At 69.7% G+C, this 13,360-nt stretch carries 13 protein-coding genes; 2 read left to right on the top strand and 11 right to left on the bottom strand.

Annotated features, from left to right (window positions below; genetic code table 11):
* On the top strand, positions 1–275 hold a 275-nt coding region (locus ABZU75_RS16480; RefSeq protein ID WP_355554707.1), incomplete at its 5' end, for a Tn3 family transposase.
* Between the two features lie 80 nt (positions 276–355).
* Here ABZU75_RS16480 and ABZU75_RS16485 read toward each other — a convergent pair.
* Positions 356–1,498 (bottom strand): hypothetical protein, encoded by a 1,143-nt coding sequence (locus ABZU75_RS16485; RefSeq protein ID WP_355554709.1) that lies wholly within the window; start codon positions 1,496–1,498, stop codon positions 356–358.
* A gap of 550 nt (positions 1,499–2,048) precedes the next feature.
* On the bottom strand, positions 2,049–3,098 hold the full coding sequence (locus ABZU75_RS16490) for an alpha/beta hydrolase family protein (protein ID WP_355554711.1): 1,050 nt from the start codon (positions 3,096–3,098) through the stop codon (positions 2,049–2,051).
* Positions 3,099–3,200: 102 nt separating this feature from the next.
* Here ABZU75_RS16490 and ABZU75_RS16495 point away from each other — a divergent pair, with 102 nt between their 5' ends.
* Complete coding sequence (locus ABZU75_RS16495) at positions 3,201–4,124, top strand: aldo/keto reductase (protein WP_355554713.1); 924 nt, start codon at positions 3,201–3,203, stop codon at positions 4,122–4,124.
* A gap of 70 nt (positions 4,125–4,194) precedes the next feature.
* On the opposite strand, the gene ABZU75_RS16500 is transcribed toward ABZU75_RS16495, so the two are convergent.
* The 9 genes from ABZU75_RS16500 to ABZU75_RS16540 form a co-directional block, all read right to left on the bottom strand.
* The gene (locus tag ABZU75_RS16500) at positions 4,195–5,868 is read right to left on the bottom strand and encodes a cation acetate symporter (RefSeq protein ID WP_355554715.1); all 1,674 of its coding nucleotides are present in this window, start codon (positions 5,866–5,868) and stop codon (positions 4,195–4,197) included.
* Positions 5,865–6,194 (bottom strand): DUF485 domain-containing protein, encoded by a 330-nt coding sequence (locus ABZU75_RS16505; protein ID WP_355554717.1) that lies wholly within the window; start codon positions 6,192–6,194, stop codon positions 5,865–5,867. Before ABZU75_RS16505 ends, ABZU75_RS16500 begins: the two co-directional genes overlap by 4 nt.
* Before the next feature lie 198 nt (positions 6,195–6,392).
* Positions 6,393–7,892: a cation acetate symporter gene (locus ABZU75_RS16510; protein WP_350955866.1), complete on the bottom strand. Its 1,500-nt coding sequence runs from the start codon at positions 7,890–7,892 to the stop codon at positions 6,393–6,395.
* Positions 7,893–7,941: 49 nt separating this feature from the next.
* Entirely contained in the window at positions 7,942–8,427 is a 486-nt protein-coding gene (locus tag ABZU75_RS16515; RefSeq protein WP_355554719.1) for a hypothetical protein, read from the bottom strand.
* On the bottom strand, positions 8,424–9,185 hold the full coding sequence (locus ABZU75_RS16520; protein WP_211263913.1) for a LytTR family DNA-binding domain-containing protein: 762 nt from the start codon (positions 9,183–9,185) through the stop codon (positions 8,424–8,426). The genes ABZU75_RS16515 and ABZU75_RS16520 overlap by 4 nt, the downstream gene beginning before the upstream one ends.
* Positions 9,186–9,435: 250 nt before the next feature.
* Positions 9,436–10,635 carry a histidine kinase gene (locus ABZU75_RS16525; protein ID WP_355554722.1) on the bottom strand — a complete coding sequence of 400 codons (1,200 nt, stop codon included), beginning with the start codon at positions 10,633–10,635 and terminating at the stop codon, positions 9,436–9,438.
* Between the two features lie 10 nt (positions 10,636–10,645).
* Positions 10,646–11,209 carry an HIT family protein gene (locus ABZU75_RS16530; protein ID WP_355554724.1) on the bottom strand — a complete coding sequence of 188 codons (564 nt, stop codon included), beginning with the start codon at positions 11,207–11,209 and terminating at the stop codon, positions 10,646–10,648.
* Between the two features lie 4 nt (positions 11,210–11,213).
* Positions 11,214–12,041, bottom strand: coding sequence for a CoA ester lyase (locus ABZU75_RS16535; protein WP_355554726.1), 828 nt, complete (start codon positions 12,039–12,041; stop codon positions 11,214–11,216).
* A complete protein-coding gene (locus tag ABZU75_RS16540; protein WP_355554728.1) occupies positions 12,041–13,201 on the bottom strand; it encodes an acyl-CoA dehydrogenase family protein in 1,161 nt (386 codons plus the stop codon). The genes ABZU75_RS16535 and ABZU75_RS16540 overlap by 1 nt, the downstream gene beginning before the upstream one ends.
* Positions 13,202–13,360: the final 159 nt, after the last annotated feature.

Consider the following 13,360-nt stretch of genomic DNA (forward strand, 5'->3'; position numbering starts at 1 on the left):
ACCCCGACGAGCAGGAAAAACTGATCAAGCTCAACACGTTGCTGGCCAACCTGGTCATCTTCCACAACGCCCTGGACCTGATGGACGTGGTGCGCACTCTGGTGGCCGAGGGCCGGCCCATCACCGCCGAAGAGCTCGGCGCGCTGTCGCCCTACCTGCGCGCCCATATCAGCCGGTTCGGCGCCTATGCCACCGACGAGATCGGTGTAGAGCCTGCGGCGTTCAACCCCGAGCTCAAGGAGATCGACTTCACTGTTCTTGACCTCGCCGCTTGAACCGCGGAGCGGCACTGGCAGAAAGACACCGCGGGCTGATGGCTGATCATTGGCCCCTGCCAGTGGCGTCTCGACCCTCCTCAGCGCCTCATCCAGATCCACCCACTGCTGTGCTCGTCGAAGGAGGGGTTGCCGCCGACCGCGAGCACCTGGTCGCCTCCGGGGACCTTGGCCATGTCGAATACCTCGGGCGCGTTGTTGATCCTGGGCGCCTTCTCGTATGTCCAAGATTGGCCGTCGAAGTGGAGCAGAATGCGATGGTCGTCGTAGGCGTAGTTGGAGGCGCCGAGCCATACCCCGCCGTGGCCGTCCGGCGCCACGGATCCGAACGAGGTCGCCCCGGCAGGGACGCCGCCGGCCAGGTTCCATCGGCCGCCATCCCAGCGCATTAGCAGCGCGGCCTGGCGGCGGCCTGGCCACAGGACCGAGCCTGCGACCCATACCTCCCGCGCCGACATCGCCACGACGTCGCGGAACTGGACCTTTGCGCCGCTGAGCGACGGCGGCGTATGCACGGCTCTCCAGCGGCGTCCGTCCCAGTGCTCGATCACGGAGACGTCGCCCAGATCATCGCCGGCGAGTGCCCACAGGTCGTCCGGGGCCGCCGCGCTTAACCTGCTTATGTAGGGCGAGGGGGAGGAAACCTCGGACCAGCCTGACGGAGACCAACGCGCGAGGGGGAGGGGACGCCAGGACGGACTGCTCCGCGTGCCGACGTTCTGTGTGCCGGCGACCCACACGTCGGCAGGTCCGGCGACGACGGCGTCCTCCACGACGACCGAGCGCGGCCAGGGCGGTCGTCCCCGGCCTGACCACCGGTGGCCGTCCCAGCGCCACGCGTCCGCGTCCCGATCGAAGATCCAGACGTTGTTCGCGGACGTTCCGGACACCACCTTGGGATACAGCAGCCCCTCCGGTGGGCGCGTGGACTGCCATACGCGGCCGTCCCAGCGCTGCAAACTGCCGCCATACCGGCCGACACTCTCGCCGTCGGTACCCACCGCCCACGCCTCGCCGGGCGCGGTCGCGACGACCCTGGTCATCGCGGCGCCCCCACCGCCCGTCTCCGTCCACACTCCCGCGGACAAAGACAGGCCCCCCTCGGCCGGAGTGCTGTGGCCCGGCGCTCTCCCCGAGGAGTCCTGCGGGTCCGCGGCGCCGTCGCCTGAGCATCCCGCCGCGGCGACGCTCAGCACCGCGATCGCGGCTAGTCGCCTGATCATGAGCGGATTGTACGGAAACCGTGCCATGGAGCAGGAGCGGGGGGCAGAGTGTGGTGGAACGAAAACGCACGGTAAGCCCGTTCCCGCAGCTCGGCCATGGTGGTGAAGGCCCCTGGAGGTAGGTCCGTTATAAGAGATCCCGCTCGGGTCCGTGCGGTCGAGTGCAAAGTAGCTCTGGGTGGTGGGCGTGTGCGGAGTTGTCGTTGGCCGAGGTTGGCGACTGTTGACCGGCTTCAAACACCAGGGGCCAGGTGATCACCCGCCTGGGGGCCGCTCAGGGCCGCCTGACGCTTCTCCTCGGTGATCTCTGAGCCGATCACCGCGCACGCCCCGCACTCCTGAGGGGAAAGGGAGCCTCACGGTGATCTCGTGAGGCCCCCGCGTGGCTCTCAGGGCGCTGTGGTTCACCCGTAGCGCTCAGACCAACTGATCACGTATCAGGCTCCAGCGCGGGCTCTGACCAGCCCTATTGGCCCTTTCCGGCTTGCTGCTTGACATCAAAACTCCTGGGATGTCTTTCCGGCGTACTTGGTCTGCCGCACGGAAGGGCTCATCGGGCTCCGACAGCCTCCAGGAGCATGGGCAGCGCCCGGCGCAGCTCCCGGTTCCAGTAGGTCATGTTGTGGCGCCCCGAGTAGAAGTGGGGCTGGAAGGGAATGTCCAGCGACTGCAGGCGGCCGGCGAAGGCCAGTGTCGCCCTGTGGGCGAGTTCCTCGGTGATGTCCCCGAACAGCTCACCGTCCCCCTTGCCGCCGTCGCCCGAGGCCAGGTAAAGGCGGACTCCGCGCAACCTGCCCGCCAGATGGTACGGGTCGTGCCGCTCCCACACCTCGCGATTCTCCCGCGGATCACCCCAGATCCGCTTCCAGTCGGTGCCGAAACAGCCCGCCGTGGTGCCGAGCATGACCGCCAGGTCGACCCCGGGCATGAGGATGTGCACCGCGCCACTGAAGGAGGCCGCGGCCTTGAAACCACCGGCCGCCGCATACAGCATCGCGCCCTGACCGCCCATGGAGTATCCGGCGATGGCCCGCTCCTTGCCCGCGCCGTACCTGCTCTCCAGCAGCGGAAGCAGCTCCTTGAGGTGGTAGGTCGCCCACCTGGGCGGCCCGCCCTCGCCGCCGTTGTACCAGTCGGAGTAACTGCCGCACTTGCCGCCGTCGGGCATGACCACGATGACCTGATCGTTCTCCGTGAACCTCTCGACGCCGGACCTCGACCATCCCTCGTAGTCGTCGAGCCCCCCATGGAGCAGCCAGAGCGTCGGCCAGGTCCTGCCCGCCTCCCTGGACCAGCCCTTGGGCAGCAGCAGCCGCACCCGGGTGACGTCGTCGAGGGCCGCCGAGCGCAGGGTCAGGTCCATCCGGCGGCCGCCGGACCGTTTCTCCCCGACCACCTCGACACCGTCGGGAACCCCTCCCGGCCTCCTGGACGCGTCCGGCGTGCGGGGCCGCTCCGAGGTGGAAGGGCCCGGCGGGTCCGCGACGGTCCCGCGCTGGTTGGAGATCAGGGCGATCGCGGCGGCCACCGCCAGGACGAAAAGACCACCCGCGATCACAACACCGATGAGGAGTCCGCGTAACCGTGAACCGGGTGCCATGGGAGCCTCCGACAGTCTTATTGACGCCGCACATAATAGTGCTCCGACGGCTGTCACCGATGCCCCGCGCCCGCGCGATTACTCGAGAAATAGAGTTAGCCCATGAGCTTTTCTGAGCTGAACCTGTTTCCTCTCTGTCTCGGCGGCAACGTATTCGGCTGGACCGCGGACCGGAACGACTCCTTCGCAGTCCTGGACGCCTATGCCGAGGCGGGCGGCAATTTCCTCGACACCGCGGACGTCTACTCCGCATGGGCGCCCGGACACGTCGGCGGGGAGTCCGAGACCGTCATCGGCGAGTGGATGACCTCCCGCCGCAACCGTGACCGGATCGTGGTGGCGACCAAGGTGGGTTCACTGAACGGCCGCACCGGGCTGTCGGCGGCCAACATCCGAGCGGCGGCCGAGGACTCGCTCCGGCGGCTGCGTACCGACTACATCGACCTGTACTGGGCCCACATCGACGACGCGGCCACCCCTCTGGAGGAGACCCTCGGCGCGTTCGACGACCTGATCACCGAGGGCAAGGTACGCAACATCGGCGCCTCGAACTACAGCGCCGAGCGACTCGCGGAGGCGCTGGAGATCTCCGAGCGGAACGGCCTGGCACGGTACGGGGTGCTGCAGCAGCACTACAACCTTCTCGAGCGCGACTACGAGGGGGCGCTGCGAGACGTGGTGGCCGAGGCCGGGCTGACCAGCACACCGTACTTCGGCCTGGCCCGCGGCTTCCTGACCGGCAAGTACCGGCCGGGGATCACGGTGGACAGCCCCCGCGCGGGCCAGGCGGCGCAGTATCTTCACTCCGAGCGCGGGCCGAGGGTGCTCGACGCCCTGGACAAGATCGCCGCCTCCCACGGAGCCGCCCCGGCCACCGTCGCCCTCGCCTGGCTGGCCGCCCAGCCCACGGTGGCCACGCCGATCGCCAGCGCCCGCAACGTCGAGCAGCTTCGGCCGCTGCTCGCGGTCGCCGACCTGACGCTGTCCGAGGGCGAACTGGCCCTGCTGGACGAGGCGTCCCGCTAGAAGGACCCGGCGGGGCCCGGCCGTGGTGGGCCGGACCCCACCGGGTTCGGAAGCCGTGCCAGGCCGGCACCTAGTCGGCGCTGGGCTCCAGCTCAGGGCCGGTGCCGGGCTGCCGCTGAACCTCGGTGCCCGGCTGGTGCGAGGTGGCCTGCTCGGCACCGATGCCGGTGAGCGAGCGGACCTCGATCTCCGCGTACTTGCCGGCGCTGTACTCCTTGCTGAGCCGCGCGCCGACGAACCCGGCCAGGAAGCCGATCGGGATCGAGACGATGCCGGGGTTGCTCAGCGGGAACCAGGCGAAGTTCGCGTCGGGGAACAGCGCGGTGGCACTGCCGGAGACCACCGGCGAGAAAATCACCAGGACCAGCGCGGAGACCAGGCCGCCATAGATGGCCGAGACCGCGCCCGCGGTGTTGAACCGCTTCCAGAACAGGCTGTAGAGGATCGCGGGCAGGTTCCCCGAGGCCGCCACGGCGAAGGCGAGCGCGACCAGGAAGGCCACGTTCTGCCCCTGGGCGAGGATGCCGAGCCCGATGGCGACCGCGCCGATGACGAAGGCCGAGATCCGGGCGACCAGGACCTCCTCCTTGTCGGTGACGTTGCCGCGCTTGAACACGTGCGCGTACAGGTCGTGGGCGAAGGAGGAACTCGACGCCAGTGTCAGCCCGGCGACGACCGCCAGGATCGTGGCGAAGGCGACCGCCGCGATGACGGCCAGCAGGATCGTGCCTCCGACGTCGCCGAAAATGGTCTTGCCGACCGCTTCGGCGAGCATCGGCGCCGCCGTGTTGCCCGCCTTGTCCTGTGCCACGATCGCCTTGCCACCGACCAGCGCCGCCGCGCCGAAACCGAGCACCAAGGTCAGCAGATAGAAGACACCGATGATGCCGATGCCCCACAGGACGGACTTGCGGGCCTCCCGCGCGGTGGGGACCGTGTAGAAGCGGATCAGGATGTGCGGCAGGCCCGCGGTGCCGAGCACCAGCGCCAGGCCCAGGCTGATCAGGTCGATCTTGCCCGCGATGCCCTGCGCCTCGGTGCCGTACTTCAGACCCGGCTCGAGGAACGCCTGGCCCTTGTCGCTCTGCGCGGCGGCGTCGCCGAGCAGGCCGGACAGGTTGAAACCGTAGTGGCCGAGCACCAGCAGGGTGACCAGGGTGGCGCCGCCCATGAGCAGCACCGCCTTGACGATCTGCACCCAGGTGGTGCCCTTCATACCCCCGACGACCACATAGACGATCATCAGGACACCCACACCGACGATCGTGAGCGCCTTACCCGTCGGCGAGGTGACGCCGAGCAGCAGGCCGACCAGCGCGCCCGCGCCGACCATCTGGGCCAGCAGGTAGAAGATCGACACCGTGATGGTGGAGACACCCGCCGCGGTACGGACCGGACGGGGGCTCATCCGGAAGGCCAGCACGTCGGCCATGGTGAACTTGCCGGAGTTGCGCATCAGCTCGGCGACCAGCAGCAGCGCCACCAGCCAGGCGACCAGGAAACCGATCGAGTACAGGAAGCCGTCGTAGCCCGACAGGGCGATGATCCCGGCGATGCCCAGGAAGCTCGCGGCCGACATGTAGTCGCCACCGATGGCGAGGCCGTTCTGCACGCCGCTGAAGGACCGGCCACCGGCGTAGAAGTCGGTGGCGTCCTTGGTGTTGCGGCTGGCCCAGAAGGTGATCCCCAGCGTTCCCGCGACGAAGAGCAGGAACAGGATCGTGGACAGGGTCTGGTGGCTCATTCGGTCTCCCCCTCGGCCTGGTGACGGATCTCGTCAGCCAGCGGGTCGAGCTTCTTCTCGGCGAAACGGGAGTAGGCCCAGGCGATCCCGAACGTCGACACGAACTGGAGCAGACCGAAGATCAGCGCCACGTTGATGTTGCCCAGGACCTTCGTGCCCATGAAGTCCCGCGCCCAGCCGGAAAGGACGACGTAGAGCAGGTACCACCCGAGGAACGCCGCGGTCATCGGGAACGCCCAGGCCCGAAAACGCCTCTTCAACTCCTGGAACTGTTCACCGGCCTGAATCTCTTCGTAGACCGATGAGTCATGTTGCCTGGCGGTCACAAGACCTCCCACAGATGTGATCTGGATCACGGACAACGTAGGAGGGGACGCTACCCTTCGTGGAGACCCGCTCGCGGACTCTTCGCCGAGGCGCCGCCGCGTCGCGTTCAGCTGGACGTGGCTTGCGGTGAAAGGTCTGTCTCGCGCGACGAACGGTTGCCGCCGAGGAGACCCCGGCCGGACGGCTCGCCGGACCCGTCAGGAGGAGCGGGGCCGCCAGTCACCCCGGTCCAGGTTGAGGATCTCCGGGGTGTGCAGGCGCACCATCGTACGGGCCACGTTCGGCGGGATGCGCCCCGGCGTCAGCAGCGAGACCAGCACCATGACGAGAAAGGCGATCGGCACCGTCCACGCGGCGGGCTGGGCCAGCATGGCACCCACCAGACCGGGATAAGGCCCCCCTCCGATCGTCATCAGAACCGCGCCGCAGGCCAGGCCACCGCCGGCGAGCAGTCCCGCCATCGCCCCGGCGGGAGTCAGCCGGCGCCACCAGATGCCCAGCACCAGCAGCGGGCAGAAGGAGGAGGCCGCCACCGCGAACGCCAGGCCGACGACGTCGGCGACCGGCAGCGAGCGGGCCAGAGCCGCCAGGCCCAGCGGAACGATCACGGCGAGCACCGCCGCAGCCCGGAACGACCGCACCCCTCCCTTGAGAATGTCCTGCCCGATGACCCCGGCGACCGAGACCGTCAGCCCGGAGGAGGTCGACAGGAACGCCGCGAACGCCCCGGCCGTCACCAGCGCCGTCAGCAGGTCACCGGCCACCCCGCCGATCAGCCGTCCCGGCAGCGTGAGCACCACCGTGTCACTGCCCTCCAACTCCGGGACGTAGATCCTGCCCAGCGCGCCGTAGACGGCCGGCAGCAGATAGAAGGCACCGAGCAACGACAGGACCACCAGCGTCGTGCGACGGGCGGCCCGGCCATCGGGGTTGGTGTAGAAGCGGACCAGCACATGCGGCAGCCCCATGGTGCCCAGGAACGTGGCCAGGATCAGCGAGTAGGTCGAGTAGAGGCCGTACTCCCTGCCGCTGGAGAGCGGCAGCGCCCAGGTGGCCACATCCCGCTCGCTCAGCCCCGGCGCCCCCCCGCTCCGCCACGCCAGCAACAAGAACACCAGCGGCACGGCCAGGGCCGTGAGCTTCAGCCAGTACTGGAAGGCCTGCACGAACGTGATCGACCGCATACCGCCCGACATCACGTTCACCGCGACCACGGCCGCCACCAGCAGACCCCCCGCCCACTCCGGAGCGCCGGTGATGGCCCGCAGGACCAGGCCCGCACTCTGGAACTGCGGCATCAGGTACAGCCAGCCGATCAGCACGACCAGCACCCCGGCCATCCGCCGCACCGCCATCGACTCCAGCCGCGCCTCGGCGAAGTCGGGCAGCGTGTAGGCGCCCGAACGGCGCAGCGGAGCCGAGACCAGCACGAGCAGCACCAGATAACCGCCCGTCCAGCCGACCGGCAGCCAGAGCATGTCCGCACCGTAGGTGAGGATCAGCCCGGCGACACCCAGGAAGCTCGCGGCCGACAGGTACTCCCCACCGATGGCCGAGGCGTTCCACAGCGGGGAGACCGTACGGGAGGCGACGTAGAAGTCGGAGGTGGTCCGCGACAACCGGATCCCGAAGGCACCGATCAGCACCGCGGCCAGCACCACCAGCACGACCGCCGTCACACCGTACGCGGTGCTCATCTGATGCCTCCCGGCGTGGAGACCTCGGGCTCCTGGCCCTGGACGGGGATCAACGGGCCCTGTCCACCAACTCGGCGAAGTGGCGCTCGTTCCGCTCCGCCTGCCGGACATAGAGCCAGGCACCGATCACGAACGCCGGGTAGATCAGACCGGCCAGCACCGCCCAGGGCAACGGGATCCCCAGCAGGCGGACCGCGTGCAGCTCGGGCACCAGCAGGAACAGCAGCGGCAGCCCCACCACCACACACCCCAGCACCGTGCAGACGAACAGGGCCAGCCGGAACTGGGTGCGGACCAGCGAGTGCATGTAGATCTCGCCCAGCCGGGTCTGCTCGTCGATCTCTCGGGTGACCGGGTATCGGGGGTGGCGGGGGGCCATGGTGCGAGGACTGGTCACCACCTCGCGCCGCGGCCGCTCGGACTCCCTGCGCGAGCGGTCGGGCTCCTTACGCGACCGCTCGGAATCCTTGCGCGACCGCTCGGTGATCCACCGGCGCGGCTCGGCCTCCTCCCTGGCCCCTGGGTCGCGGCTCACTCCGGCCTGCCCTTGCGCGCCCGGCGGACCAGGAGGTCGCGCAGCTCGCGGGTGTGACGGCGGCTGACCGGGATCTCGGTCTCACCGATGCGGACCACGCACCGGCCCGAGTCGATGTGCAACTCGTCGATGTGCTTGACCGCGACCAGATGGCTGCGGTGCACCCGGACGAAACCCGCCAACGACCAGCGCTCCTCCAACGTGGCCAGCGAGATGCGCACGAGGTGACTGCCACCCGCGGTGTGCAGGCGGGCATAGTCACCCTGTGCCTCGACGTAGCGGACCTCGGTGCTGGCCACGAACCTGGTGACACCGCCGAGCTCGACCGGGATGGTATCGGGGTCGGTACGGCCCGCGCCCTCGCTCTCCGGCAGCTCCGCCGAGACGAACACCCGCCGGATGGCCTCGGCCAGCCGCTCCGGCCGCACCGGCTTGAGCAGGTAGTCCTCCGCCTTGATCTCGAAGGCGTCCACCGCGTGCTCCTCGTAGGCCGTCACGAAGACCACCCGGGGCGGGTTGGCGAACTGCGAGAGCAGACGGCCGAGCACCACCCCGTCCAGGCCCCGCATCCGGATGTCGAGGAAGACCGCGTCGATCGGCCGCCCGTCGGCGATCGCCCGGTCCAGAACGCGCAGCGCGGCGGCCCCGTCCCTGGCCAGGGAGACCTCTCCGATGCGGGGGTCGTCCCGGAGCAGGTAGGCCAGGTCCTCCAGCGCGGGAAGCTCGTCATCCACCGCAAGGACACGCAGGCCGGTCACGGTCACTCCTCCAGGTCGTTCACGTGGGAATTTCTAGAGGGTGATGAATTAGACATCGCCTGTCAACTTTTTCATATTCGGGAGAAGACTCAATCCGGCATGGGCGCCCGGTCAGACCGGAGAGTCCGGTGGCCGGGCGGACGGACCGGCGGGGGTGATCCTGGCGGGCAGCCGGCGAACGGCACGGCGGGCGGACGGGCAGGGCACGGAAGGAGCCCGACCGCGAGCGGAGCGGCTGATCGGGCACGGTTCAACGGACGGAGACACCCGGGTGGTACTTCGGCAGGCGGACGCTGACCTTCGTCCCCGCCCCCCTGGCCGTCTCCGCCACCAGGCCGTACTCGTCCCCGTAGACCTGGCGCAACCGCTCGTCCACATTGACCAGTCCCACTCCTCCCGCCCCCGAGCGCTCGTCGGCGTCACCGGCCAGGATGCGGCGCAGGCGATCCGGTTCCATGCCGACACCGTCGTCCTCCACGCTGATCTGGCATTCCGCCCCGGCGTCCTCGGCGACGATCGAGATGCGCCCTATCCCGGGCTTGCTCTCCAGCCCGTGCTGAACCGCGTTCTCCACCAGCGGCTGCAGGCACAGGAACGGCACCGCGACCGCGAGCACCTCCGGGGCGATGCGCAGCGTCACCTGAAGCTGGTCGCCGAAACGGGCACGTTCCAGGGTGAGGTAGCGGTCGATGGAACGCAGTTCCTCGGCCAGCGTGGTGAACTCCCCGTGCCGCCGGAAGGAGTAGCGGGTGAAGTCGGCGAACTCCAGCAGCAGCTCACGAGAGCGGTCGGGGTCGGAACGGACGAAGCTGGCGATGGTCGTCAGCGAGTTGTAGATGAAGTGCGGGGAGATCTGCGCGCGCAGCGCCCGGACCTCGGCCTCCATCAGGCGTGTCCTGGACCTGTCGAGTTCGGCCAACTCCAGCTGTGAGTCGACCCAGTTCGCCACCTCATGGGCGGCCCTGACCAGCCCCGCCGAGGCGTGCCCGCCGTACGCGGCCAGGGAACCGACCACCCGCCCGTCGGTGGTCAGCGGCACCACCACGGCGAACCTGATCGGACACTCGGGAAGGTCGCACCAGACGACCTCGGGGCCGAGAACCCGGGTCCGGCCCCCGGCGAGCGTCCTGGCGGCGTGGGTGAACGCCTCACGGGCGTGATGGTCGTCGCCCTCGCCGTCGTAGACCAGCAGCCTCTCCTCGTCGGTGACCGCCAGCGCCGGGGAGCCCAGTAGTTCCCGCAGGTGCCGGGACGCCTTCTGCGCCCCCGCCTCGGTCAGCCCGGCCCGCAGCGGTGGCGCGGCGAGGGAGGCGGTGTGCAGGGTCTCGAACGTGGCCCGCTCGGCCGGGCTGCTGCCCAGTTCCCTGCGCCCTCGCAACACCCGCCACAGCACCAGGGCGGGTACCCCGATCAGGGCGACGACCAGCAACACGGCGATGACGGGTTCCACGCTCCGGACCTTATACGCCCAGCCCCACCCGCGCCCGGCCCATGCGGATCACACCGACCTTCCGTATCCGGTCAGAACAGCGGCAGGATCCACTCTCCTCGCCGCCGTCCCCGAGGCCGGAGGCGGTCAGGCGATTCAGGAGGCCGGCGGGGCGGGGCCGAGTGCCTCGCGGACGCGGCGGGCGTAGGTCTCGGCCTCGGCGGGGGTCGTCGTATCTCGTACGGGGCCAGAAGAAGCCGCGCAGGCCGTCCTTGTGGTTACGGGGGACCACGTGGACGTGCAGGTGCGGGACGCTCTGGCTGACGCGGTTGTTCGTCGCGACGAACGTGCCGGCCGCCCCCAGGCCCCGCTCGACGGCGACGGCGACGGCCTGGACGCGTTCGAAGAACGGGCCGACCATCGGCGCCGGCAGGTCCGCCAGCGTCTCGACGTGGGTCAGCGGGGCCACCAGGACGTGGCCTTTGAAGACCGGACGCGTGTCCAGGAAGGCCACGGCCACGCCGTCGGAGACGACGACGTGGGCCGGGCGCTCCCCCGCCGCGATGGCGCAGAACAGACACCGTTCATCTGGCATCACGTCAGGATAGGAGGCGGCGGGCGGCCCTTACCACTGCCTCGTCGACCATCTGGCCCCTGGCGTCGGTGACGACACCTGATCCGGATGCCTCGAAGCGGGCGATCAGGTCACGAGCCCGGTCGAGCTCTTCCTCCGAGGGGGTGAACACCTCGTTGACGACGGCCACCTGGGCCGGGTGGATGCAGGCTCTGCCGCGGAAGCCGAGGCGTTTCAGGGCGAGGGTGGAGACGCGCAGGGCGTCGAGGTCGCGGAAGTCGGTACTGACCGGAGCGAGGGGCGGGGCGAGTCGGGCCGCCGCCGAGGCCAGGACGACCTGGGAGCGAGCCCACAGCAGCTCACGCTCGTCGGGGCCGGTCTCGACCGCGAGGTCCGCCCGCAGATCGGCCTCGCCGATCTGCAGGCGCGCGACACGGGGCGCCCTGGCGATCTCGGGGGCCGCCAGGATCGCGGCGGCACTCTCCAGCAGGGGGCACACCACGATGGAGCCGCCCGGCACTCCCTGGGCCGCCTCGGCGGCGGTCAGCACGGCATCGACGGCCTCCAGTTCGGCGGCCGACTCGGTCTTGGCCACGCAGACCCCGCGCACCCCGGGCAGGGCGACCGCCCGCAGGTCGTCGTGTCCGGCCGCGCCGGGATTGATCCGTACGTAGATCTCGGGGTTGTCGGGGCCGAGCTCGCGCAGCCACGCGGTGACAGCCGCGCGGGCCGCCGCCTTGTGCACGGGCAGGACCGCGTCCTCAAGGTCCACGATCAGGCTGTCGGCTCCCCTGCCGAGCGCCTTGGCGAGTTTTTCGGGCTGGTCACCTGGTACATAAAGGGCAGATCGCATCACCATCCGACTTTAGCGGTACCCGAGATGAGGGATCTCGCGATGACCATCCGCTGGATGTCGTTGGTGCCCTCGCCGATGGCCATCAGGGGCGCGTCGCGGTAGAGGCGTTCGAGGACGAACTCCTGGGAGTAGCCGTAGCCGCCGTGGATCCGCATCGCCTCCATGGTGGTGCGCAGCGCCACCTCGGACGCGAAGTACTTGGCCATCGCGGCCTCGGAGTTCACCGCGCCGTTCTCGGAGCGGACCGCCGCCCAGTAGGTCAGCAGCCGGGCCGCCTGGATGTCGGTGGCCATGTCCGCGAGTTTGAGCTGGATGGCCTGGAAGTCGGAGATGGGCCGGCCGAAGGCGTGGCGCTCACGCGAGTAGCTCAGCGCGGCGTCGTAGGCGCACTGGGAGACGCCGACGGCGCGGGCCGCTATGTTGACCCGGCCGAGTTCCAGGGCGGACAGCGCCTGCTGCATGCCCCGCCCCTCGACCCCGCCGAGCAGCGCCGAGGCCGGGACGCGCACGTCCTGCAGCACGATCTCGCAGGTCTCGGTGCCCTTGTAGCCGAGCTTGGGCAGGTCGCGGCTGACCGTGTAACCGGGAGTTCCCGCCTCGACCAGGATGAGGGACATGCCTCGGTGCGCGGGGTCGGTGAGCGAGGTCTTGACCAGCACGGGCATCGGGTCGGCGTGCCGGGCGTTGGTGATCCACGTCTTGGTGCCGTTGATCACGTAGTGGTCGCCGTCGCGGACGGCCCGCGTCTGGATGCCCTGCAGGTCGGTGCCGGCCGCCGGCTCGGTCAGCGCGATGCCGGTGCGGCGGACACCGGTGGCCAGGTCCGGGAGGTAGCCGCTTCTCTGCTCCTCCGTGCCGTAGGTGGCGATCATCCAGGCGGCCAGGGAGTGCGAGCCGAGCACCCCGGCCACGCCCATCCAGCCACGCGCGATCTCCTCGAAGACCAGGGCGAACGACACCCGGTCCAGGGCCAGCCCGCCGTACTCCTCGGGGATCGTGATCCCGAACAGCCCCATCCGTTTGAAGCCCTCGACGATCTCCGTGGGGTAGCGGCCGGTCCGCTCCCACTCCGGGGCGACCGGCACGATCTCCTTGTCGACGTACTCCCGCAGGGTCCGGCGGAACAGCTGCTGTTCCTCGTTGAGCTCGAAGTCCATCACGAGGTCCTTTCCGGAAAAGCGGTCCCGCGGAGGGGGAGCGGGCCGGTCCTGGCCTGCGGGGGATACTTCACCAGGTGGCGCAAGGACATGATCTCGCACCGTCCCGGCCGGGCCACGGGCCCCCGCCGGAACCTTCCGGCGATCACGGGAAGGATC

Source organism: Streptosporangium sp. NPDC005286 (genome assembly GCF_040607515.1).
Lineage (GTDB): Bacteria > Actinomycetota > Actinomycetes > Streptosporangiales > Streptosporangiaceae > Streptosporangium.

What these genes read in the sequence shown, in the direction of transcription:
- ABZU75_RS16485 (WP_355554709.1), bottom strand. Translation starts at nt 1,498, where the DNA reads ATGATCAGGCGACTAGCCGCGATCGCGGTGCTGAGCGTCGCCGCGGCG.
- ABZU75_RS16490 (WP_355554711.1), bottom strand. Translation starts at nt 3,098, where the DNA reads ATGGCACCCGGTTCACGGTTACGCGGACTCCTCATCGGTGTTGTGATC.
- ABZU75_RS16495 (WP_355554713.1), top strand. Translation starts at nt 3,201, where the DNA reads ATGAGCTTTTCTGAGCTGAACCTGTTTCCTCTCTGTCTCGGCGGCAAC.
- ABZU75_RS16500 (WP_355554715.1), bottom strand. Translation starts at nt 5,868, where the DNA reads ATGAGCCACCAGACCCTGTCCACGATCCTGTTCCTGCTCTTCGTCGCG.
- ABZU75_RS16510 (WP_350955866.1), bottom strand. Translation starts at nt 7,892, where the DNA reads ATGAGCACCGCGTACGGTGTGACGGCGGTCGTGCTGGTGGTGCTGGCC.
- ABZU75_RS16530 (WP_355554724.1), bottom strand. Translation starts at nt 11,209, where the DNA reads ATGCCAGATGAACGGTGTCTGTTCTGCGCCATCGCGGCGGGGGAGCGC.
- ABZU75_RS16535 (WP_355554726.1), bottom strand. Translation starts at nt 12,041, where the DNA reads ATGCGATCTGCCCTTTATGTACCAGGTGACCAGCCCGAAAAACTCGCC.
- ABZU75_RS16540 (WP_355554728.1), bottom strand. Translation starts at nt 13,201, where the DNA reads ATGGACTTCGAGCTCAACGAGGAACAGCAGCTGTTCCGCCGGACCCTG.